General features: G+C 62.3%; 24 protein-coding genes and 1 tRNA gene. 13 read left to right on the plus strand and 12 right to left on the minus strand.

The window, feature by feature from the left end:
* Positions 1-128: 128 nt before the first annotated feature.
* Genes ATE48_RS03965 through ATE48_RS03985 form a run of 5 tightly spaced genes read left to right on the plus strand, consistent with a single transcriptional unit; the run spans position 129 to position 1944 of the window.
* Positions 129-452 (plus strand): ArsR/SmtB family transcription factor, encoded by a 324-nt coding sequence (locus ATE48_RS03965; RefSeq protein WP_066768028.1) that lies wholly within the window; start codon positions 129-131, stop codon positions 450-452.
* Positions 449-865, plus strand: coding sequence for an SRPBCC family protein (locus tag ATE48_RS03970; RefSeq protein WP_066768030.1), 417 nt, complete (start codon positions 449-451; stop codon positions 863-865). Before ATE48_RS03965 ends, ATE48_RS03970 begins: the two co-directional genes overlap by 4 nt.
* Before the next feature lie 23 nt (positions 866-888).
* Complete coding sequence (locus ATE48_RS03975; RefSeq protein ID WP_066774577.1) at positions 889-1089, plus strand: hypothetical protein; 201 nt, start codon at positions 889-891, stop codon at positions 1087-1089.
* Positions 1064-1537 carry a DUF1801 domain-containing protein gene (locus ATE48_RS03980; RefSeq protein ID WP_066768032.1) on the plus strand — a complete coding sequence of 158 codons (474 nt, stop codon included), beginning with the start codon at positions 1064-1066 and terminating at the stop codon, positions 1535-1537. The genes ATE48_RS03975 and ATE48_RS03980 overlap by 26 nt, the downstream gene beginning before the upstream one ends.
* Positions 1522-1944 carry a DUF1801 domain-containing protein gene (locus ATE48_RS03985; protein ID WP_066768034.1) on the plus strand — a complete coding sequence of 141 codons (423 nt, stop codon included), beginning with the start codon at positions 1522-1524 and terminating at the stop codon, positions 1942-1944. The genes ATE48_RS03980 and ATE48_RS03985 overlap by 16 nt, the downstream gene beginning before the upstream one ends.
* Here the strand turns inward: ATE48_RS03985 and ATE48_RS03990 are convergent.
* Positions 1941-4619 (minus strand): ATP-binding protein, encoded by a 2679-nt coding sequence (locus ATE48_RS03990; protein ID WP_066768036.1) that lies wholly within the window; start codon positions 4617-4619, stop codon positions 1941-1943. The two genes, ATE48_RS03985 and ATE48_RS03990, sit on opposite strands and share 4 nt — an antisense overlap.
* 31 nt (positions 4620-4650) lie before the next feature.
* A complete protein-coding gene (locus ATE48_RS03995; RefSeq protein WP_228126780.1) occupies positions 4651-5376 on the minus strand; it encodes a Crp/Fnr family transcriptional regulator in 726 nt (241 codons plus the stop codon).
* Positions 5377-5497: 121 nt separating this feature from the next.
* Here ATE48_RS03995 and ATE48_RS04000 point away from each other — a divergent pair, with 121 nt between their 5' ends.
* Positions 5498-5968, plus strand: coding sequence for a hypothetical protein (locus ATE48_RS04000; protein ID WP_066768042.1), 471 nt, complete (start codon positions 5498-5500; stop codon positions 5966-5968).
* 3 nt (positions 5969-5971) lie between these two features.
* Here the strand turns inward: ATE48_RS04000 and ATE48_RS04005 are convergent, their stop codons facing one another.
* The 3 genes from ATE48_RS04005 to ATE48_RS04015 are packed head-to-tail and all read right to left on the minus strand — an operon-like array spanning position 5972 to position 7776.
* Positions 5972-6763, minus strand: coding sequence for an SDR family NAD(P)-dependent oxidoreductase (locus tag ATE48_RS04005; protein WP_066768044.1), 792 nt, complete (start codon positions 6761-6763; stop codon positions 5972-5974).
* Positions 6760-7218: an ester cyclase gene (locus ATE48_RS04010; RefSeq protein WP_066768046.1), complete on the minus strand. Its 459-nt coding sequence runs from the start codon at positions 7216-7218 to the stop codon at positions 6760-6762. The genes ATE48_RS04005 and ATE48_RS04010 overlap by 4 nt, the downstream gene beginning before the upstream one ends.
* Positions 7219-7245: 27 nt before the next feature.
* On the minus strand, positions 7246-7776 hold the full coding sequence (locus tag ATE48_RS04015) for a VOC family protein (protein WP_066774579.1): 531 nt from the start codon (positions 7774-7776) through the stop codon (positions 7246-7248).
* A gap of 137 nt (positions 7777-7913) precedes the next feature.
* On the opposite strand from ATE48_RS04015, the gene ATE48_RS04020 reads away from it, so the two are divergent.
* Positions 7914-8105: a hypothetical protein gene (locus ATE48_RS04020; protein WP_066768050.1), complete on the plus strand. Its 192-nt coding sequence runs from the start codon at positions 7914-7916 to the stop codon at positions 8103-8105.
* Entirely contained in the window at positions 8078-8500 is a 423-nt protein-coding gene (locus ATE48_RS04025) for a toll/interleukin-1 receptor domain-containing protein (RefSeq protein WP_083197140.1), read from the plus strand. The genes ATE48_RS04020 and ATE48_RS04025 overlap by 28 nt, the downstream gene beginning before the upstream one ends.
* Here the strand turns inward: ATE48_RS04025 and ATE48_RS04030 are convergent.
* The 5 genes from ATE48_RS04030 to ATE48_RS04050 form a co-directional block, all read right to left on the minus strand.
* Positions 8490-9017, minus strand: a complete 528-nt coding sequence (locus ATE48_RS04030; RefSeq protein ID WP_066768052.1) for a DsrE family protein — start codon at positions 9015-9017, stop codon at positions 8490-8492. The two genes, ATE48_RS04025 and ATE48_RS04030, sit on opposite strands and share 11 nt — an antisense overlap.
* A 36-nt stretch (positions 9018-9053) precedes the next feature.
* The gene (locus tag ATE48_RS04035; protein WP_066768053.1) at positions 9054-10025 is read right to left on the minus strand and encodes a c-type cytochrome; all 972 of its coding nucleotides are present in this window, start codon (positions 10023-10025) and stop codon (positions 9054-9056) included.
* A gap of 18 nt (positions 10026-10043) precedes the next feature.
* The gene (locus ATE48_RS04040) at positions 10044-11210 is read right to left on the minus strand and encodes a glutathione S-transferase N-terminal domain-containing protein (RefSeq protein ID WP_066768055.1); all 1167 of its coding nucleotides are present in this window, start codon (positions 11208-11210) and stop codon (positions 10044-10046) included.
* A gap of 592 nt (positions 11211-11802) precedes the next feature.
* Positions 11803-11879: transfer RNA gene (locus tag ATE48_RS04045), tRNA-Arg, on the minus strand.
* Between the two features lie 53 nt (positions 11880-11932).
* Complete coding sequence (locus ATE48_RS04050; protein ID WP_066768057.1) at positions 11933-12940, minus strand: P1 family peptidase; 1008 nt, start codon at positions 12938-12940, stop codon at positions 11933-11935.
* A 47-nt stretch (positions 12941-12987) separates the two neighbouring features.
* On the opposite strand from ATE48_RS04050, the gene ATE48_RS04055 reads away from it, so the two are divergent.
* Positions 12988-14760 (plus strand): gamma-glutamyltransferase family protein, encoded by a 1773-nt coding sequence (locus ATE48_RS04055; RefSeq protein WP_066768058.1) that lies wholly within the window; start codon positions 12988-12990, stop codon positions 14758-14760.
* Here the strand turns inward: ATE48_RS04055 and lepB are convergent.
* On the minus strand, positions 14757-15737 hold the full coding sequence (lepB, locus tag ATE48_RS04060) for a signal peptidase I (protein ID WP_066768059.1): 981 nt from the start codon (positions 15735-15737) through the stop codon (positions 14757-14759). The two genes, ATE48_RS04055 and lepB, sit on opposite strands and share 4 nt — an antisense overlap.
* 42 nt (positions 15738-15779) lie before the next feature.
* On the minus strand, positions 15780-17222 hold the full coding sequence (locus ATE48_RS04065; protein WP_066768060.1) for a sensor histidine kinase: 1443 nt from the start codon (positions 17220-17222) through the stop codon (positions 15780-15782).
* A gap of 389 nt (positions 17223-17611) precedes the next feature.
* On the opposite strand from ATE48_RS04065, the gene rpmH reads away from it, so the two are divergent.
* From rpmH to yihA, 4 genes are read left to right on the plus strand one after another with little or no spacing between them, the layout of a single operon-like run.
* Positions 17612-17752: a 50S ribosomal protein L34 gene (rpmH, locus tag ATE48_RS19300; RefSeq protein ID WP_083197141.1), complete on the plus strand. Its 141-nt coding sequence runs from the start codon at positions 17612-17614 to the stop codon at positions 17750-17752.
* A gap of 30 nt (positions 17753-17782) precedes the next feature.
* Complete coding sequence (rnpA, locus tag ATE48_RS04070; protein ID WP_066768062.1) at positions 17783-18178, plus strand: ribonuclease P protein component; 396 nt, start codon at positions 17783-17785, stop codon at positions 18176-18178.
* Positions 18179-18184: 6 nt separating this feature from the next.
* Positions 18185-20071 (plus strand): membrane protein insertase YidC, encoded by a 1887-nt coding sequence (gene yidC / locus ATE48_RS04075; RefSeq protein WP_066768064.1) that lies wholly within the window; start codon positions 18185-18187, stop codon positions 20069-20071.
* Between the two features lie 6 nt (positions 20072-20077).
* On the plus strand, positions 20078-20710 hold the full coding sequence (gene yihA, locus ATE48_RS04080) for a ribosome biogenesis GTP-binding protein YihA/YsxC (RefSeq protein WP_066768066.1): 633 nt from the start codon (positions 20078-20080) through the stop codon (positions 20708-20710).
* The last annotated feature ends 12 nt before the right edge of the window (positions 20711-20722 follow it).

A 20722-nucleotide genomic window follows, 5' to 3' on the forward strand; every position in this document is an offset into this window, starting at 1 on the left:
TCCAAGCTTGAGGTAGGGCGGTTTTTGGGCATTGACTGCATTGAAGAATTTCAATGCAGCAATGTAGCGCTTGACGACCCATAGCTCCATAGTTATGAATTAACCCATAGCCAACGGGTTATGAGTTTATGGAAACGGCGCACGACACCCTGTTCAGGACGCTCGCGGACCCAACGCGGCGGGCGATCTTCGAACGGCTTTGCCGAGAGGGCGAACAGACTGTCGGCGCGCTCACATCGCATGCGGGCGTTTCACAACCGGCGGTGTCCAAACACCTCAGCGTGCTGAAGCAAGCGGGACTCGTGCGCGATCGGCACGAAGGCCGGCAGACCCACTACACCGCACAACTCAACGCACTGGCGCCGCTTATCGATTGGACGAGCCAAATGGCAGGCTTCTGGGAAGGCCGATTTGATGCGCTCGAAGATTTGCTCAAGAGGATGGATCAATGACCGAGAAACGCGCCGTCGTTGTCGAGCGTGAGTTCGCCTATCCGCCGGAAAAGCTCTGGCGTGCGCTAACCCAGCCGCATCTCATAGAAGATTGGCTGATGAAGAACGACTTCAAGCCGGATGTCGGCCACCGCTTCAATCTGCGCGGTGATTGGGGCGGCGCGTTGGATTGCGAAGTGCTTGAGGTCGAGCCGCCGCACACCCTAGCCTACACTTGGAACTTCGCGCACGAGGATGCGGCGTATCAGTTGGAAAGCACGGTGACATTCACGCTGACGCCAACGAGCGCCGGCACGCACCTGCGGATGGAACAATCGGGCTTCCGCCCGGATCAGAAGCAAGCCTTCGGCGGGGCGCATGCGGGCTGGAAGCAGTTCTTCGACAAGCTGGACAACGTGCTGCCACGCGCCTGAGGCGCCGTGAAAGGATGACGCTCATGAGCAAGGTTATGCGGCAATTTCATCGCTGGGTGTCGGCACTGTTCGTACTCACGGTGATCGCGACCAGCATTGCGCTCGCGCAGGAGGAGCCGATCATGTGGATGTCCTACGTGCCGCTGCTGCCTTTAGCTTTGCTGGCGATCACCGGGATCTATCTCTTCGTGTTGCCGTATGTCGCGAAGGCGCGGCGGAGTTAGGATCGTGGCGAAGAAGCCAGCAAAGAAGGCAGCGCCGAAGCTGCTGAACTGTGGCGACCCGCAGATCGCCAATGGCCATGGCTATGCGCCGGCGCCGGCGTACATCGCAGCGATGCCGGATTGGACACGCGCGATTGACCGCAAGGTCGATCAGTTGATCACGCGTGCGGTCCCGAAGGTGAAGAAGGCGGTGAAATACGATTCGCCGCTCTATGGCTTGGATGGCAAGACCTGGTTCGTGAGCATGCACGTTTTTGCGCGCCACCTGAAAGTCGCCTTCTTCAAGGGCGCACTACTCGATCCGGCGTCGCCGGGCGCATCGAAGCAAAAGCACGTCCGTTATCTCGATATCCACCAGGATGACGAGATCGACGAGGCGCAGATCGTGGCTTGGGTCAAACAGGCAAACAAATTGCCGGGTGAGAAATTGCAATGGCCAAATCGATGACGACCAAAGTCGCGAACCTCTCGCCGTCGAAGCAGATCGACGCGCGGATCAAGGACTTGGGCGACTGGCGCGGCGATGTGTTGGCGCGCGTGCGCGCGCTGATCCATCAAGCCGAGCCGAAAGTGGAAGAAACTTGGATGTGGCGCGGCGTGCCGGTGTGGGAACGGGACGGCATCATCTGCACGGGCGAGAGTTATAAGAGCTACATCAAGCTCACATTCGCCAAGGGGGCGGCGCTCGATGATCCAGCCGGGCTCTTCAATGCGAGCCTCGACGGCAATGCGCGGCGAGCGATCAACATTCACGAAGGCGACAAGGTCAACGAAAAGGCCTTCAAAACGCTGATCCGCGCGGGGGCCGCACTCAACGCGTCACGGCCCGCGAAGAAGAGTTCCAAGAAGAGCTAGAGGCGCAACGTATCGAGGTCGAGTTCTCTGGCGTATTCATCCATCAAAAACTCCGATTGCGTCACGAAGTGCGCTACAGCCTCTTCGGACTCTGGGAAGTCCAAAATTTCGCGCAGCCGCGCGGCCATCTCGGTATTGCCAAGGTGCGCCTCGACCGCGCTGAGTTCGCTGAGCGCTGCGCGCAACAGCTGCTTTGAAGGCAAAGCTAAGCTCTGGCGCACGGCGCGGAGCAAGGCATCTTTCGCGGCGCTCAAATCACCGGTGCGATGATGCGCGTGGGAGAGCCCCGCGAGCGCTTGCGCGCCGAGGCGGGCGTCTCCGGTTTCCTCGGCGATCTGGATGGCCTCGGTGCAGCAGCGCTCGGCTTCAGCCGCATCGCCGAGACGCAAATAGACCGATCCAAGCCTCGGCAGGATGGCCCCACGTGCTTGCGGATTGAAGAGCTGGGTCTCGATTGCCAGCGCTCCCACGAAGTTATGACGCGCGTCTTCTAGGCGACCCTCTTTTGCGGCGATGTCGCCGGCAAGGCCGTGCGCCTGCATCAAGCCGTTGAGATCACCGCGCGCGCGATAACGCCCATAAAGCGCTTCAACGGCAGCGCGCGCAGCGGGCAGATCGCCCTCCTGGACACTCAAAAATGCGAGAGACAAGGCGGAGAACTGAGAGCCGGAATAGTCATGCTCGGCTTCGCGGAGCGAGAGTGCGCGCAGATAATGCTCGCGCGCCAAGTTCGCATGGCCGCGAATATGGGCGATGTTGCCGAGAGCCTGTTCGGCGTGGGCGATCGTCACCGCTCGGGTCGATTGGCTGAGCGCCGCTTCGGCCAGCGCTTGGGCCTCCTCCAATTGCCCCTGATGCACGAGGCAGTTGGCGCGCATGGCGTCGAGATAGAGCCTAGGCTCACCTTCTGGGGCAAAGGCGGCGAACAGTGTAGCGCCTTTACGGAACGAGGCGCGCATCACCATCGCGTAAAAGAGATGCTCGCCGACGCGCCAGATCCAATCATCGCCGCTGCGCAGCGCGAACGCCCAGGCGCGCTTGATGTTGGACATTTCAGAGTGGATGGCGTGCAGGCGCGCACTTTGGTCCAGAATGCGGCCAGCACGCTCGAGCACCAGCAAGAAGAAGTCCGCGTGACGCTGGTGCGCACGCTCGGCATCGTTGTTGCGCTCGAGGTGGCGGCGTGCGTGCTCTCCAACCAGCGAATGAAGCCGGAAGCGGTTCTCGCCAGCGCGCTCGATCAAATTGCGATCATCGAGCGCCTTCAAGACACCGGCGGAGGCCAACGCTACGGACGCCGCAGCATCGCTGTCGAAGCCGCCTTCGAACACCGAGAGGTTCGCGAGCGCCTGATGATGCGGGCGGTCGAGATCGCGAATGCTTTCTTCGATGGCGGCGATGAGTTGCTGGCGCGGATCGGGAATATCGGAGAGGTTGCCGGCGCTCGCATCGCTTAGGCGCTCGACGATCGCTGCAAGACTGAGGACCCGACACCAAGGCGCCGCCAGTTGCAAGCCAAGCGGAGAACCCGCCAGCGCTTCGCAGAGTTGACGGAAGGCGCCGGCGTTGCTCGCATCGAGCGTAAAGCCGGCGTCGGAGCGCTTTGCTTCGTGAGCAAAGAAAATCGCGGCGGGGCTTTGGATCGCACTCGCATCATCCCCGGCGCCGTGATCCAGCCCGCCGAGGCGATAGACGCGCTCCGCTGACACTTCGAGAGGCGCTCGCGCCGCCGACAACACCTGCAAATCCGGGCACGCGCTTAAGAGGCGTTCGATGGCGCCATCGGCGAACGCGGCCCGGTCGGGATCATCGAGGACGATCAAACATTTCTTTGTGCGCAGATAGCCGGTCAGCTGCTTTTCGTGACCGGCGGCGCCGTGGAATGGAAACTCCATCGCACGTGCAAGCGCAGCGACCGCGCCTTCAGCGGCTGACAGGTTTTGAATGAAATAGACGCGTCTGTGGGCGGCGACCGTCTGCGCTGCTTCGATAACCAGACGCGACTTTCCCGCGCCAGGATGACCTGTGACGGTCACGATGCGCGCGCCACGCAACAACGCTTCAACGTCAGCAAGCTCGGCGACGCGCCCGAACAAAGGTGAGTTTTGGGTGGGGATCGTCGCGTTATAGGCGGCGAGCGAACGCAGCGGCGGAAAAGTTTGGCGGTCCATCGAAGGATGGACCAGGCTCAGCAATGGAAGCGGCTCTTCGAGCCCGCGCAGATGACAGGCGCCGAGATCGGTGAAGCTCACGCCGGCGGGCTCGGCGTAATAGCGCTTGGCCTCTTGGCTGACGACGATTTGGCCCGCAGAAGCAGCGCCTACGATGCGGAACGCGCGATTGATTGCGGCTTGCTCGTTGGCGCCTGAATCGGCCGCATGGACGCCAACACGGGCAGAGAGGCCGCCGATCGAGCGCCAGTCCTGCGCCTGCAGCTGCAGTTGGATGTTGAGCGCGGCTTGCAACGGATTGCCGTTGGCGAACACCGCAAAGACGCCGTCACCAACGTGATCGCGCACCTCTCCGCCCGCACGCGAGGCGCAAGCGCGAACGATCTTGCGATAGCGGCGCAGAGCGGCGTCCATAGCGTCGGGCCTTTTTTCCCAGCGCGGCATGCTGCCGTCGATATCGACGAACAGGTAGCCCCTGCACTTGGAATTCCGCCCGCCGCGCATGCGCCTTTAGCCCCCGCCCATAAGCTCGATCTTAGCTCGATATGTAGGTTACGAGTTGACCGCTGCGCCCCACCAGCTCTGAGCGCAGCCGCTCGATATTTGGGATCAGCAAGCGGCGGCGCGCCAAGCGCTTCACGACGCCCTCTTCTTCCAGATCGCCAATTTCGCGCGTCACCGCTTCGCGGCGTGACCCAATGGCAGCAGCCATCATGGCGTGCGTCGGCGCCTCTTCGATCAACAGACCATCGTCAGTCTTCTCGCCGCGACGAGACAAGCGCACCAGTTCGGCGCAGACGCGAAGACGCGTATCCAGAGCGGCAAGCTCGTAGAACCTATCAGTAAGGTCGACGACCAGCTGCGCCAGAGACACTGACACCGAGATCGCGCAGAGCGGATGCCGCTTCAGGAGTTCGGAAAATTCGGCTTGCGAACACACGCCTAACACGGCGTCGGTTTCTGCGATCACGGCGACCGAGCGCGGAAAGCCGGCGAGCGCTGCGATCTCACCAAAATGATCGCCAGCGCCGATGTTGCGGATAACGACTTCTTTGCCGGCAGGCGTTGAAACGCTGACCTTCAACGCACCGGAAATAACGAAATAAACCTGCGCTTCGGTGGCCAAATGCGCGATCACGGTGTCGCCGGAAGCAACGGATGACCAACCGATTTTGCCCGCGAAATCTTCGCGATCAGCTTCGCTAAGCGACGCCAGAAGGCGCACGCTCGACAGATTTTCTCCGGTGCCTTTAAACGCCACGCCGTTCTCCTGCCCGGGGCGCGGCTGCATGGACAATGTCGACGCGCGACGGGCCTCTGATGTGTGTAATTACACATAGCGGTAGTAACCCTCAGCATGCTTCCCTGTCGAGGGGAGCCGGATGCAAGAGTCAGTTACCAATCCAGGACTTGAATGCTGGCGGCATGCTGGCGTTGGCGCACTCTCTTGGCACGCCGCTCTCAAGCAAAGCGCGCAAATGCTTGGCGCGCAGGCAATCGCGTTTGGCGCGGTTGGCGGCGCTGGTGGAACACGCCTGATCGGCGTTTATCCGAGCAACGAGGCCGCGATCGCACAGAGTTTCACAGGCGACGGGCAGTTCGATGCTGAAAGCGGCCATCTGCGATCAGAGGTTGCGACGGCGACCTTGTATGACGAATGCGTGACGATCTGGGTCGTCGCTCTATTGGAGCGCGAGGAGACATCGCATTTGCTGCGCGATATCGCTCAGGCGGCGGCGCAAGCGGCTGTTCGCGCTGCGCGGCTTGCTGCGCCGTCAGGCGATCTCAGCGAGAACGAGATGCGCCTTGCGCGCGACGTTCTGCACGACAGCGCACAACACACGCTTCACTGAACTTTAGCTCAGCACCAATCCGCCGCAGACATTCATCGCCTGACCGGTGACGCCTCTGGCTTGGTCCGAGGCGAGATAGGCGACCATGTGCGCCACCTCTTCGGGATCGAGCAGACGGCGTTGCGCATTCTTAGCGACGGCGACGCGGCGAAAATCTTCGCGGCCCATCTTTGCGGCCGGCGCGAGATGATCGGTTATCGCATCCATCATCGGGGTATCGATCGGACCGGGACAAATCGCGTTCGCTGTGACGCCGTGCTTTTCGAGGATGCCGAGTTCGAGTGCGAGTGTTTTGGTGAGCCCAATGACGCCATGCTTCGATGCAGCGTAATCACCGTTCAATGCGGCGGGCAATTTGCCGGAAGCCGATGAGAGCGTGATGATGCGGCCCACATCGCGCGCGAGCATCCCTGGTAAGAACGCCTTGATACAGTAGAACGTCGCATTGAGGTTCACTTCCAACGTGTCGCGCCATTCCTCGGCGGAGGTTTGGGTCAGCAACTTGCGCGCGCCCATGACGCCGGCGCAGGTGACGAGTATGTCGGCCCTGCCGAATTGCGCATCGACGTCACGGGCGAGAGCGTTGACAGCCTCGATATCAGTGACGTCGACGACCTTGGCGACGCCGGTGCGGCCAAGCGAGGCGACTTCACGCGCCACGGTTTCAGCTTGAGCGGCCACATTCGAGACGACGACGATGTCAGCGCCTTCGTTGGCGAGCGTGAGGCAGGTCGCGCGGCCGATGCCGGTTCCGCCGCCAGTGACGACCGCGACTTTGCCGGCAAATCGCGTCACTGTCCGACACCGAGTTGCAGCAGAATGGCGCGCGGGTCGGTGTATGGCCGCTCGCTGACGATCTTGTCGGAGTTTGGTGCGAACTCGAAGGTTGCGGCCATACGGACGCTGATGCGCTTGCCTGTTGGCGCCACCTCGCCCGCGGGCGTCTTCAGCGGACCAAGGTGCGTGCCCAACAGATTGAACTCGACCATGGCGACATCGCCGTCGCCGACGACGACATGCAAGATTTCATTACCGAGATCGGGGAACGCGCTGCGCGAGGTGCGGAAGTAGTGCATCACCTCATCGCGTCCGTCGAAGATGCCGATCGGGTGCGGCGAACCGGGACGCGGCATCTGAAATTCGTAGCGCGGATGCGCGAAGGTCGCGAGCACGTCCTCCCACGCACCTTCATTCTCAAGACGCATGTGATCACGCACAGTCTTTTCGCGTGCGGCTTTGAGATCGCTCATGTCTGTTCTTTCCGTTTGGAGTTGGCGCTATCTGGCTTCGCGAATGGGATCGGCGCCGTCCCAATCCTTGGCGACGTTGCGGATGTATTCGAAGAGCTTGCCCTTTTGGCCGCTGATGTCGGAAATCTCCAGCATCGCTCCCGGGTGCGGCGTCGCGATGTCGAAGTACGCAAAGCGTCCCTGCTCGCCGCCGATGGCGCCCTCGTGACCGATTGGATGGCCTTTAGCTAAGAGACTGTCGTAAAGCGTTTGATAGTCATTCGACCAAAAGGCGATGTGCTGGAGGCCTTCGTTCCCGGCTTCGAGAAAATCGCGATACAAAGACGGCGCATCGTTACGCTGCTGGATGAGCTCGATCTGGAAATCGCCTGAATTCGCGAGCGCGACGCTCATCTGCATGTCTGAATGGGCGCCGCGATAGCGGAAATAGTCGGTCTTGACCCGATCAACATAGAACCACGGCCCGACACCGAGAACGTTGATCCAATGATCCATGGCGGCGCGAATATCGCGCACGACGTAACCGTTCTGACGCACAGGCCCTAGAAGCCGGCTCATCATTTGCTCCCTTAGCGCCTCTCGCGGGCGTTCAATGTAAGCGCATAGTACATCATCCTTGGCGGCGCTCCTACGAACTCGACACGAGCTTGGGCTTCTCAGGCGCTACACTGACGACGTGGCTCTTTGGACCCGAGGTGGTCGCCGCGCTTTGGATCGCGCTCTCGCTCACGCTCGCACGCGGCAAACTCTTCGAGGCGGCGCGAACATCAGACGCCTGCGCGCCGGATATCTTCATTTCCTATAAGCGCGAGGAACGGCCACGCGTCGAAGCGATCGCAGAGGCGTTGCGCGCGCTGAAATCAACGTCTGGTTCGACGCGCGGCTAACCTCCGGCAAAGCCTTCGATGCCGGGATCAACCAGCAAGTGCGCGCCGCCAAGGCCGTGCTGGCGTGCTGGTCACCCGGGGCGGCTGCATCCGAATGGGTGCGCGCGGAGGCGACGATCGGACGCCAACGCAACGCACCTTGCGCGTGCGTTCTCGAAACGTGCGAACTGACGCCGCCCTTCAACCTGGTGCACGCCGAAGATCTCAGATCGGGTGCGTTGACGGGTGAAAACAGAGCCCGGGTGAAGCTCGTAGACCAACTCGGCGCGCTCACGGGCCGTCCGGGCATCGGCGAATATCTCAGCGCCGACGCCGCCGGCGTCAAAGTCTGGCCCGTGAGCGCACCCAAACGATCCATTGGTCGCTTGAGGCGCGCGCTCGCCATCACGGATTGAGCGTATAGCCCTGCTGTTGAAGCAGCGCGTGCGCTGTCATCGCCGAGAGCGCGAGTCTGACGTTGGGCAGCAAGTCGCTTGAAGCGACCTCGTAGTGCGCTGCCGATTGGCCGCAGACATAAATGTCCACGTGATGGGCGATGAGATCGGCGATGAGCGCTGCGTTGGCGTTCTCTTCACCTGGACGCGGATGCAAGCTCACATCGCGCGTCGCCGAGCCGCGCACCACGACCGCGATGCGGATATTCGAAGGCCGGACGCCGGCGCGTGCATGCATATTGAGAAAACGCGCGGCAGATTCGATGCCGCGGTTCACCGCCCCGGGCTCGGCGCCTTCGGAAACATCGAACACGACCTTAAATCGCGTGTGCGCCGCAATCGGCACAGCGCCTTCAACGTCTGCGACCGGGCCGTAATCGGCAATGACGGGTCCGGTTGTGAAGCGAGACTCTTCAGCGTGCGCGACGGGCGCCAAGAGCAGTGCGGCCCAAAATATCGTCGATCGGAGCGAAATCATGCTTGCATCTCCAGGTTTGGATCGTGCCTTGGATAATTATCTGCGCCCTTGCGCTTCGCGCGCGGCATTGATCTCCGGCCAGGGGCCAAAGGTGTGCTGCTCTTGTGAAAACTCATCGCTGTAAGGCGGGAACGGCGCATCGACCGGCTTTCGCGTGCGATCCGGATAATCGCGATCCAGTCCGCGGCGCTCCGGCCGTGGCTGCACATTGATGTAGGCCGCGACATCAAACGCGTCTTGCTCGGTCAGCTGCGGCGCTTCGTGCGTCACGCCAAATGGCATGTTGGCGCGGATGAAATTCGCCGCCGTGATGATACGATGCATGCCTGCGCCGGTATTGAAACTGTCGGGCCCCCAAAGCGGCGGATAGGCGTAGCCGCCGCCCTCTGCGTTGCGCAGCCCTTGGCCATCAGCGCCGTGGCAAGCGACGCAATTGGCGCGGTAGACCGATGCGCCGCGCACGGGATCGGCGGCGCGGTTCATCAGCGGCGCCGGCGGCGCACCTCTTCCTTCCATTTCGGCTGGCGCCGCTTCGCTTAGAAACTCGATGTAGGCGATGATGGCTCTCATCTCGCGTGAATCTTCCGGGAGCGCGCGCCCGTTCATGCTGCGCTCGAAGCAACCGTTTATGCGCTGAGCAAGACTCTGCATCGCATTCTCGCGCGCCATATCGCGCGGATAGGCGCCCGCAACGCCGATAAGCGAAAGCCCATAACGCCGACGCCCACCATCGAGATGGCAAGACCCGCACGCCAGATTGTTGCCCGCGTAGCGAAGATCAGGATTGGCGACATGAGGCCCGGCCACCTCGTAGGTGCGCCGGATGAGGGCCTCACCGTAAAGCACCTCTTGCTTACGCGGGCCGTCCGCCAGTTGCGACGGATCTGGCTGCGGCCAAACTTCGCCAGCCGCGGACGTTGTGTTGCTCGCAGGCGCCGCCCTTCCGCATGCGGCCGCCATCAGCGCCAGTGCGGCGGCAATAAGCCTAAACGAAAAGCGATGCGCCATTTTCACACCAGCCCCAGCCTAACCTCTCGCAGCGCGAGGCGCGCCCCAAACCTCAAGGTGATTGCGCCGCTCGACCCGCCGCGTGGTGCGAAGGGCGAGCAGCTCATCCAGCCCAACATCAGCAAGCAGCGTCATGATCGCCGCTCGCGCAGCTGGCGCGGCTTGATCGAATGCGTCTTGAATTTTCTGCAAAAGATAGAGCCGATACGGCATCACGCCGACTTTGACGGCATGGCCGCGCCAAACGAATTCCGCCCGGCCGATAACGCGATCCTGGGTGCGCTCCATTCCGCTTGTTCCGGCCTCAAGGTCTGGCCGCTCCGCCAGCCAAGCATTTGTGAACGCGACGTACGCGCGCACTTCTGGAAGATAATCCTCGCCGATGAAACGCAGGATATCTTTGAGGCTCTCCGGTATCGCATCATCTGCGAAGAGTTCGGGCTGAGGATTGTTGTACTCGCCTGCGTCCTGATCCGGCGCGTTCATGCGCTCGGTCCAGCGCCAAACACGAAACGCGGTTTGCTTCATCAACGCAGAAGGATAGGGATCGCGCGCGAGGTGCGCGTAGAGCGGCGCGATAAGGCCCCAATCGCCAATGGTCGGACGTCCGCCAAGCAAATATGGCGCTTGCACAAGATGCGCATCGAACAAGCGCAAGAATTCCAGATACGAAGCTTCAACGCTCGGGATCGTCGCTTCCGTCACGCCGAAGCTCGCCATGGCTTTACGCATGCGCACGCTGGCCATATCGAAGACACTGGCCTGCATGTCTTGCGGCGCAAATGGCGGGGCAAGCGCCGCCGGGAAATCGCGCTCTAAAAAAGCGCGGTTGTGGGCGTCGAAATTCCAGCGGTAGTGCATCGCTGGCCGCAGGAGCCCCTCACCGCCGAAGAACTCAAAAATGTGCGCGACAACTTTATGGATCGGCGTTTGCGGATAGGCGGGAAAGCGCGTCGCGCCCTTGGCTTCGAAGTGCGCAATGATGTCCGCGCCATCCTGCACGAGCTCACCATCGGGCGCCTCAAGTACGGGGATGATCCACCGGCCGATACGGGGGATGATCTCTTGATGAAAACCCGCTTGTCCGGGCGAGCGGTTCTCGAACGCAATGCCCTGCTTGATAAGATAGCTGCGCGCTTTGCCGGTGTAGAGCGAGCCGGGCGTACCGTAGAGTTGATAGGTCATAGACAAGCCCGAGAGTCGCCGTGTGCGAACGGCGAACTCTAGGGCTTCATTTGAGCGCGGCCAAGCAAGAGTGAAATCTCACCCCTACGGCCCGAAGATGAAATCGGCGATCTGCGCTGCGTTGAAGCGCGAAAATCCGCTCGTATCGGAAGGCATGCTCGATGGCGCCGTCGAGCGCTCCCATCGCTCCCAAACACCGGCCACGGCATCGACTGCAACGCGCCCGTGCGAAACATAAAACTCGCACCGTCATCAGGCCGATCAGACCCGACGCGCTCGGCGTCTGGTGACTCCAACAGCGAGAGGCGAGCGTGTCGCATTGGCATGGACGGATCACTCCTAGCGCGACAACGCCATGTCACGCTCGATCGTTGCGTTCGAACAGGACGCGCTCAGCACGGCCCACGAATTTGTATCGACCCCACCCTCTCGAAAGACCGCCGGACGCGGCAAATGACGATGCGGCGAGCAGGAGCCCGATCGCGCGCAGCGTTTCAGCTACCCGAAAACAGACCGACGCAACGCGTCAACACCGCGCCCGAGCGTGAAATCCGGGCGAGGCCAAACGGCTCAAAAATGTCTGCGAAAACAATGGCGCGCCCGAAGAGATTCGAACTCCTGACCCCCAGATTCGTAGTCTGGTGCTCTATCCAGCTGAGCTACGGGCGCGAAGGCGCGGTGCATAGCGTCAGGTTGCGGCGCTGGCAAGGCTGACCTGGAGCCTAAAGGTCGCGCCAGGCCTTATGACGGCCCAGCGGGGCGGCGGCATGGACGCCCCGGACGATTGCGCGGGCGAGGCAGTCGGCGGCGAGCGCGCCCAGCCGGGCGATGGTCAGCGCCCGTGGTTCGCCGGTCTCGCGGGCGCCTGTGGATAAGGCAAAGACAACATCGCCATCGAAAGGCGCGAAGACGGGACGGATCGCCCGCGCGACCCCGGCGCTCGCCATCTGCGCAATACGCTTGGCTTCAGCGGGCGTGAGCGCTGCATCGGTGGCGACGCACGCGATCGTCGTATTGGCGCGCGGCTGCGGATTGAACTTCGCGCCACCCCAATCTTCAGCGTCGAACTTTTCGCCGGTTGGTGCGACAGCGCCGAACTCGCCGTCGATTTCGAACGGATGCGCCCAGAACGCGCGCGCGTTCGGCATTGTGGTGGAGCCCCAGCAATTGACGCAAGCGAGTGCGCCGATCGTATAGCCATCTTGGGTGACAATGCTGGCGCTGCCCTGCCCGCCTTTGAGCGCACCGGCGACGGCGCCAAGGCCGGCGCCGGCGTTGCCAAGCGGCGTCGCTTTGGCGCGCGCTGCGTATGCTTGCCGGCCAAGTGCGTTGTAGGGCGGCGCATCGTTCCAGGATTTATCGCCGCCATTGGCGAGATCGTAGAGGATGGCGGCAGGGATCACAGGCGAACGCGGCACGCCGGGCAAATCAATAAGGGCAAAGCCTCTGCCTTCGGCGCCCATCGCCGCCGCAACCCCATCCGCTGCGGCAAGCCCGTAGACGGAACCGCCGCTCAGCACGAGTGCGTCAATTGCGTCGACGAGATTTTCGGGAGCGAGCGCGTCAGTTTCGCGTGTGCCTGGACCGCCGCCGCGGACGTCGACGGCGCATACCGCACGCGCATCCGGAACGATCACCGTAACGCCAGTCAGAGCCCGCGCGTCTTCGGCGCAACCTATGGACAAACCAGCCACATCACTCAATGAATTGGTTGGGCCGGGACGCGCCATGGCGTGCTCTTTCGCGTTAGAATTACGCCGTCGTAGGAAGCGTCCTGATGTTTGACAAGCAATCGTTGAAACGCATCGCCACGCCGCTGATCGCGTTACTGCTGGTCGCGTGCGCATCGGGATCGATGCCGGGCGTGTCGCAACAAGGCGCGCCGCGCGGTGAAGCCATGGTAGCCGCAGCCAACCCGCATGCTGTCGAGGCAGCGCAAGAGATTTTGCGCGCGGGCGGCAGCGCCGTTGACGCTGCAATCGCGGCGGAGCTGGTGCTTGGTTTGGTGGAGCCGCAATCGTCCGGCATCGGCGGCGGCGGCTTCATGCTTCACTACAACGCCGCCGACGAAGCTATCAGCGGCTATGACGGGCGCGAGATCGCGCCGGCCGGTGCGCGGCCCGACATGTTCTTGGACGCGCGCGGACGGCCGATGCCATTCCTCGACGCGCAAGCAAGCGGGCGATCGATCGGTACGCCATTGCTAATCTCGATGCTGAAGCTCGCGCACGAGGATCACGGCCGGTTGCCGTGGGCGCGCCTGTTTCAACCGGCCATTCGATTGGCCGAAGAAGGCTTCGCGATTTCACCGCGGCTTGCGGGCTTCATCGCCTATTCGGGCGGCGCCGGCGGACGCTTGCGCGCGGATTTTGCGGCGCGCGCTTATTTTTTCGATCGCCAGGGCAACCCACTCCAGGTGGGCGACATCCTGCGCAATCTTGACTATGCGGCGACATTGCGCGCAATTGCCGAACAAGGGCCGAGCGCGCTGAGCCAAGGGCCGATTGCGGACGGCATCGTAGCAACGGCACGACGCAATCCGCGTGGCGGCTCGCTGGCATTGAGCGATCTGAGCGCCGCGCAGGCGCGCCGGTTTGAGCCTGTGTGCGGCCCCTATCGCGTTTATCGCGTGTGCTCCACGAACGCACCAGCTTCGGGCAATGCGCTGATCGCCATTCTCGGGCTCTACGAGCGCGCGCGGCCGCGACCAGAAGGCGTCAACAGCGCTGATGATTGGGCGGCGTTCCTTTGGGCAAGCCGCCTCTCCTTCGCGGACCGCGATTATTACATGGCCGACGATAGCCTTGTGCCAGTGCCGACGTTGGACTTGATCAATCCGGACTATCTCAATGCCCGCGCGCTGTTGATCGATGTTGCGCATGCGCCCGAACAAACACCACCAGGCGCACCGCCAGGACACCCGGATCTCTACGACCGTTGGGGGCGCGATCTTGGCGAAGACACCGGCACCACGCACATCGCGATCGTCGACGGCTGGGGCAATGCAGTCTCGCTGACGGCGACGGTTGAGAGCCTCTTCGGTTCGCAGCGCATGACCAACGGCTTCCTCCTCAACAACCAGCTGACCGACTTTTCGTTCACGCCAACCTTAAACGGGCGCCCGGTCGCCAATGCTGTTGCGCCAGGCAAACGCCCGCGTTCATCTATGACGCCGGTGATCGTCACCGACCGTGACGGCGATTTGGAATTGGTTGTCGGCTCGCCCGGTGGCTCGTCAATCATCGCGTACACAGCGCGCACGACGATCGGCATTCTTGATTGGGGCCTGCCGGTGCAGGACGCGATCAATGTCGGCAACGCCACGGCGCGCACGGAAACAGTCGCGGCGGAAATCACGCGCTTTCCCGCAGGCATCGCCGATGCGTTGACGGCGCGCGGCTGGCAGTTGCAGCAAACGAGCCTTGGTGAAGTCAGCGGTTTGCACGCGATCCGCGTTACGCCGCGCGGCCTCGAAGGTGGCGCCGATCCGCGGCGCGAAGGCGTTGTAGGCCGTGTTTCACCCGAGCAAAGCGCAATGCCGTCGCGCTAGCGCGGAGTGAATATCTCGTCGACCCTGCCGATCAAATTGTCGAACGGTATGTATCCGATCACGCTGGGGACGCGGCTGTCAGCTGAGTTGTCGCGATCATCGCCCATCGCGAAATAGTGCCCGGCGGGAACGACGAAGACCTGCGTATCATCAAGCTCGGACACGCCGCGATCGAGGGTGAGATAACTCACGCCATTCGGTAGCGTTTCGCGGAAGACTTGCGCTTGAAACTCGCTCCCTTCGGCGCCGAAGGTTTGCTCGCCAAGCGATTGCCTTGCTACTGGACTTCCATTGATGTTGAGCACGCCGCCGATCATTTGAATTCGATCACCGGGAAGGCCGACGATGCGCTTGACGAAATCTCGGTCCGGCTCAGGCGTTGGCCGGAAGACTGCGATATCGCCCCGTTCCGGAACGTGCGCGCGCCAACGCCCGCTTGGGGCCAGACTTTCAAACGGCGCGATGGAAAAGCGACTGTAGCCGTAGCTCCATTTGGCGACGAGCACATAATCACCGACGTTCAAAGTTGGCTGCATCGCGCCGGAAGGAATGCGGAACGGATGTATGGTTGTGAAGCGTAACGCCATCGCAAGTGCGGCCGTCACCAGAAGTGGAACGAGCCATATCGCGAGGTAGCCGAGCAGACGAACGGGCCCCGCTTTCTCAACCTGCTGACGCTTGGCGACGAAGACCCAAACCCAGATCGCGGCGACGACGCTGATCACCACGCCCACAAGATCGACGAACGAAAAGCCGTTGGGATTGAAGAATGCCAAGGGGAAAGTGTGAGTCATCAAAACGTACGCGGCGAACCCAAGTCCGCTTGCGACGCCGCTCGCTACGCTAAAAACCGCCATCCAGATCGCGGCGCGGGTTCGGCGGGCGTAGAACAGCCCAACGCCTAGCCCCAGAAATGTCAGCAACGCCGCAATCCAGGGGCGCACGCGACGCGTGTCGGCCTGTGCTTCTTCGCTCATGTTGGCCTCCCCGATCTTGGTAGCAGCAATCGCGCCTTCGCGCTAAGCGGCCGGGAGCGTGATGCGAAAAGTGGTGCCTTCGGCGCCGGTGCGAGTAAGTTCGAGTTCGCCGCCCATGGCGCGGGTAAGTTCGCGCGCGATGGCAAGGCCAAGTCCGGTGCCACCCGCTTCGGGCGCCGCCGAGACGAAGGGTTCAAACAAGCGGGCGCGGAGGTTTTCACGCACGCCCGGGCCGTGATCGATCACTTCGATTTCACAGCGTCCATCAACGCGCAGGGCCCGTACGACGAGCAATTTATCGCGGCGCGTATGGTCCTTCATCGCTTGCGCAGCATTGCGAAGAAGGTTGCCTAGAATGCGATGCAGATGATCGGCGTCAGCTACGCAAGCGAGCCCCGCTTCGATATCTTCTTTATAGTCGACCCCGGCAAAACCGATGAGGGATTCCGCCGCCGCTTCCTCTGCGGCCTCGTTGACATCGACTTTCTGCAGCTTCGGCGGGTCCTCATCGGCGCGGCCGTATTTTAGCGTCGATGCCGCAAGGCCTGCTGCGCGATCGATCGTGCGCTCAAGACGCGGGGCCAATTGGCGGACGGCTGGATCTTCCGATTGCGCCAAACGGTCGGCGACCAATTGGGCGGTCGAGAGCATGTTGCGTAGATCGTGACCGATGCGCGCAACTGCAGCGCCCAAAGCGGCCAGGCGCTCGTTTTGGCGCAATGCGTTGCGCACCTGCTCGGCCATATCAGCGGCGGCGCGCTGGGCGCGGCCAATTTCGTCGCTGCGTTGACTACGTGGAAATGCAATCGAGACGTCTTCCGGCTTATCGCGAAAGCGTTCGATGGCTTCCGTCAGATCGCGCATCGGACGCACGAAGGCGGCGCTTAGGGCAAAATAGATGAGCGCGGCCGCGGCCATCAAAATGAGCATCGAGACGCGCGCGAAACGCTCGGCAAAATGCTCCACCGCTTCCTTCAACGGTGCTTCATTTAGAACGATCTCGACGAATTCGCCGCTTTCGAAGCGCGGGCGCGAAAGGACGCGAAGCACGCGTCCCGGCGGCGCGAAGAATGTCTCCAGAGCCCACTTGAAGCGCTGCCAACCCGACGCGCGCGTATAATCGTAGAGCACCAGCACTTCGTTGTTGGCGGCGTTCGGGTCTTCGAGCAGCAAGATGCGCTCGCCCTCGCGCTGGATGGCGACGCGCTGAACTTGGGCGTTCTCAAGCAGATCGTATTCGAGCGTGTCGGTGATGTTGAGGTCGGGCGAAACTTCGAGCGCGATCGCGGCGATCTGCGCGAGATTGATGCGCTCACGCAGCCAAGCTTCGTGGAAACCCGCCAGAGCGGGCGCAAACACGAAAATCTCGCCGGCGATCACGGCCAGGGCGGTCAGCCCCAGCAGCCGGCCCGCCAAGCTATCGACGAACTCGCGAGCGCGCCGCCATGGGCCGCTCTGGCGGGCGGTATCGTCGGGGAGACTCATGCCCCCAATGCCCTAGCGCAGACTGCGGGTTTTTGTCAGGCGGGTCCCGTTTCGGAACCGAACCGAGAATTCATGCGGCCGGCGGGGCTGAAGGGCCTAGGCTGTGAACATCGTCGGCATGGGGCACTTTCCACAGGCAGCCGGCGGCTGAGAGAGACTTGAACTCCCGCCCCTCCCAAGGAAGGAGCCTCTCTATGCAATCTCGAACCGGGCCGCCAAAATGGCGGTCGATCATGTTTTTGGGCGCTCTTTGGGCGATGGCGATCGTGTTTCTGATCGCGAGGGCATTTGTCCCAGTCTGATCGCCTTGACGCTTCAAAGGGGCTGGGGTAATCCCCGCCCCTTCGTTTTCCGGCCCACCAGGGCCCATTAAGTATTGAGGCGTCGTCGTGAGCACCAAGCGGACCTACCAGCCGAGCCGGCTCGTTCGTAAGCGTCGCCATGGCTTCCGCGCCCGTATGGCCACCAAGGGTGGTCAAAAGGTGCTGTCGCGCCGCCGCGCCAAGGGCCGCAAGAAGCTCTCGGCCTAAGCGCCCCTGCCGGGCTACAAGTCCGGCCCAATGACCTCCGGCCCGTCCCTGCAACACCTGACCAAGCGCGCGCAATTTTTGTTTGTGCGGGCTGGCTTTCGTGCGTCCCGTCCAGGGGTGCTGGTAGAGGCGCGCCGCCGCGAGGAGGCCGGCGCTATCGGGGTTGGCTTTACAGCGTCAAAGAAGGTCGGCGGGGCGGTCGAGCGAAACCGCGCCAAACGTCGCCTTCGGGAGGCGGCTCGTCGCCTTCTGCCAGAACATGGGCTTGCCGGGGTCGATTACGTCCTGGTGGCGCGGCAACAGACCCCATCTGCGCCTTGGCCCGCCTTGCTTGACGATCTTGGAAACGCGCTGATAAGGCTCCGCGCCGATCTGGAAGGCGCGAAACGCGCTAAAGCTCCCAAAAAATCAACCGAAAGCGACTGAACTCCGATGCAGAATCCTGGCGGCGGCGCTCCCAACGAGACGCGCAACGTGATCCTCGCCATCGTGCTCGCGGTCGGCATCTGGGGCGGCTTTGAGTTCTTCTATAACGGCCCAGCGCGCGAACGCCTGCAGGCGGAGCAGCGCGCGCAGGCCGAGCAGCTGCAGCAGCAAGCGGCTACGCAGAGCGGCGCTAGCGAAGCTTCGGGTGAAGGCGCCGCACCAAACGCAATCGTCGCGCGCGACGAAGCACTGACCACCTCAGCAGCCACGCGCATCGCCATCGACACGCAGGAAGTCGACGGTTCGATCTCGCTGCAAGGCGCGCGCATCGACGATCTCAATCTGCGCCAGTACCGCCAGACGATCGATCCGGCGAGCCCTGAAGTTACAGTGCTTGCGCCGATCAACACGCAATTCGGCCACGACGCCTTCTTCGGTTGGGAAGTTCAATCGGGCGAAACCACGTCGACGCTCTCGGATTCGCGCAGCCAGTGGACGGCGCCGCAAGGCTCGCGCCTGACGCCATCGACGCCGGTGATCATCAACTTCGACGCCGGCGACGGGCGCAGCATCGAGCGCACGATCTCGATCGATGAGCACTTCATGTTCACGATCACCGACGTGGTGCGCAACACCAGCGGCGCGCCGCTGCAGGTTCGCCCGTTCGGCACGGTGCGCCGCGATGGCCTGCCCGAGCACTACAAGAACTTGCCGATCGTGCACCAAGGTTTGATCGGCGCCTTCGGCCCGAACAACAACCTCCACCAAACGCGCTTTAGCGATGCCGACAAGCACGCGCGTGACCGCGTGCGCGGCCGCGTTGGCGAGGACGAGCGCATTCAAGAAGCGCAAGGCGCGGGCGGCTGGTTCGGCATCACCGAGCACTACTGGCTTGCCGCGATCATTCCCGATCAGAACGAGCGCGTTTCAACCTATTTCGACAGCCGCACCGAGGATGGCCGCAACGATTATCGCGCCGCCTATCGTGGCCAATGGCGCGAACTGCCGGCCGGCGGCGAAGTCACCTACACGCAGCGCTTCTTTGCCGGTGCGAAGCGCTACGAATTGCTGCGCTCGTATCAGCGCGGCGACGACACCGCCCGCGGCCAGGCCATCCCGCGTTTTGATGACGCCATCGACTGGGGCAATTTCTGGTTCCTGACCCGTCCGTTCTTCGCGATGCTGCACTGGTTTGGCCAGCTCTTCGCCGGCTGGGGCATCGTCTTCAATTTCGGCCTCGCGATCCTGGCGTCGACCGTCGTGATCAAGGCGCTCATGTTCCCGCTCGTCTATTCGTCCTTCAAGTCGATGGCGAAGATGCGCGGCTTGCAGCCAAAGATGAAGGAAGTTCAGGAGCGCTACGCCGCCGATAAGCAGCGTCAGCAGCAGGAAATCTTGAAGCTCTACCAGACTGAGAAAATCAATCCGGTCGCCGGCTGCTTGCCGATCCTGATGCAGATCCCAGTGTTCTTTGCGCTCTACAAAACACTGACCGTCACGATTGAGATGCGGCACGAGCCTTTTGTCGGCTGGGTGCACGACCTCTCAGCGCAAGACCCGACATCGATCTTCAACCTGTTCGGCCTCATTCCGTGGGCGCCGCCTGCGATCTTGATGATTGGCCTGTGGCCGATCTTCTACGGCCTATCGATGTTGGCGCTGCAATCGCTGTCGCCGCCGCCGACCGATCCAGTACAAGCGCAGATTTTCCGCTTCCTGCCGATCGTGTTTACGGTGATGTTCGCCGCCTTCCCGGCAGGCCTTGTCATCTATTGGACCTGGTCGAACTCGCTCTCGATCCTACAGCAATACGTCATTATGCGCAGGCAGGGCGTCGAGACCCAATTGGACACGTTCTTGGCCAAACGCTTCGGGCCCAAAGCCGCGAGTTGATCGGGGATGACGCCCGAGGAAGAAGCCGAACGCATCGAGATTGGGCGCCTGCTTTTTGCCGGGCCAATCGAGTTCGAGCGTGGCGTTGCTGGCATGGAGCACCTGCCGGAAGCGAACGTGCCGGAGATTGCGTTTGCGGGGCGCTCGAACGTCGGCAAGTCTTCGCTGATCAACAAGCTCACCGGGCGCAACAAACTCGCGCGCGCCTCGACCGAGCCTGGACGCACGCGCGAACTCAACTTCTTCCGCATGGGCGACAAGCTGCGGCTCGTGGACTTGCCGGGTTACGGCTACGCCAAGGCGCCGAAGAACGAGATCGGCCGCTGGACCACGCTGACGCGCGACTATCTCCGCGGCCGCGTCAGCCTAAAGCGCGTCATCCTCCTCATCGACGGACGTCACGGCCTGAAACCGGATGACAAGGATGTCATGGACGCGCTCGACAAAGCTGCGGTCACATATCAGCTGGTGCTGACCAAGGCGGACAAAGTAAAGCCGACGGAAATTGCAGCAACAGCTGCCGCAACGCGCGCCGCGATCGCCATACGCCCGGCCGCGCACCCTGAAATCATCGCAACCTCAAGCGAAACTGGCCTGGGGATCGAGCGGTTGCGGGCTGAAATCGCGGCCTTGGCGTAAGCGGCGGAACCG

It is taken from the genome of Candidatus Viadribacter manganicus, assembly GCF_001679665.1.
In the GTDB taxonomy this organism is placed as follows: Bacteria; Pseudomonadota; Alphaproteobacteria; order Caulobacterales; family Aquidulcibacteraceae; genus Vitreimonas; species Vitreimonas manganica.

Excerpts from the sequence above, each read along its gene's own strand:
- rnpA (WP_066768062.1), top strand. The coding sequence starts at position 17,783 with ATGACCTCCGGCCCGTCCCTGCAACACCTGACCAAGCGCGCGCAATTT.
- ATE48_RS03980 (WP_066768032.1), top strand. The coding sequence starts at position 1,064 with ATGTCGCGAAGGCGCGGCGGAGTTAGGATCGTGGCGAAGAAGCCAGCA.
- ATE48_RS04040 (WP_066768055.1), bottom strand. The coding sequence starts at position 11,210 with ATGACCTATCAACTCTACGGTACGCCCGGCTCGCTCTACACCGGCAAA.
- lepB (WP_066768059.1), bottom strand. The coding sequence starts at position 15,737 with ATGAGCGAAGAAGCACAGGCCGACACGCGTCGCGTGCGCCCCTGGATT.
- ATE48_RS03970 (WP_066768030.1), top strand. The coding sequence starts at position 449 with ATGACCGAGAAACGCGCCGTCGTTGTCGAGCGTGAGTTCGCCTATCCG.
- ATE48_RS03975 (WP_066774577.1), top strand. The coding sequence starts at position 889 with ATGAGCAAGGTTATGCGGCAATTTCATCGCTGGGTGTCGGCACTGTTC.
- ATE48_RS04035 (WP_066768053.1), bottom strand. The coding sequence starts at position 10,025 with ATGGCGCATCGCTTTTCGTTTAGGCTTATTGCCGCCGCACTGGCGCTG.
- yihA (WP_066768066.1), top strand. The coding sequence starts at position 20,078 with ATGACGCCCGAGGAAGAAGCCGAACGCATCGAGATTGGGCGCCTGCTT.
- ATE48_RS03985 (WP_066768034.1), top strand. The coding sequence starts at position 1,522 with ATGGCCAAATCGATGACGACCAAAGTCGCGAACCTCTCGCCGTCGAAG.
- ATE48_RS04050 (WP_066768057.1), bottom strand. The coding sequence starts at position 12,940 with ATGGCGCGTCCCGGCCCAACCAATTCATTGAGTGATGTGGCTGGTTTG.
- ATE48_RS03990 (WP_066768036.1), bottom strand. The coding sequence starts at position 4,619 with ATGCGCGGCGGGCGGAATTCCAAGTGCAGGGGCTACCTGTTCGTCGAT.
- ATE48_RS04015 (WP_066774579.1), bottom strand. The coding sequence starts at position 7,776 with ATGAGCCGGCTTCTAGGGCCTGTGCGTCAGAACGGTTACGTCGTGCGC.
- ATE48_RS04010 (WP_066768046.1), bottom strand. The coding sequence starts at position 7,218 with ATGAGCGATCTCAAAGCCGCACGCGAAAAGACTGTGCGTGATCACATG.
- ATE48_RS04000 (WP_066768042.1), top strand. The coding sequence starts at position 5,498 with ATGCAAGAGTCAGTTACCAATCCAGGACTTGAATGCTGGCGGCATGCT.
- ATE48_RS04030 (WP_066768052.1), bottom strand. The coding sequence starts at position 9,017 with ATGATTTCGCTCCGATCGACGATATTTTGGGCCGCACTGCTCTTGGCG.
- ATE48_RS04055 (WP_066768058.1), top strand. The coding sequence starts at position 12,988 with ATGTTTGACAAGCAATCGTTGAAACGCATCGCCACGCCGCTGATCGCG.
- yidC (WP_066768064.1), top strand. The coding sequence starts at position 18,185 with ATGCAGAATCCTGGCGGCGGCGCTCCCAACGAGACGCGCAACGTGATC.
- ATE48_RS04065 (WP_066768060.1), bottom strand. The coding sequence starts at position 17,222 with ATGAGTCTCCCCGACGATACCGCCCGCCAGAGCGGCCCATGGCGGCGC.
- ATE48_RS03965 (WP_066768028.1), top strand. The coding sequence starts at position 129 with ATGGAAACGGCGCACGACACCCTGTTCAGGACGCTCGCGGACCCAACG.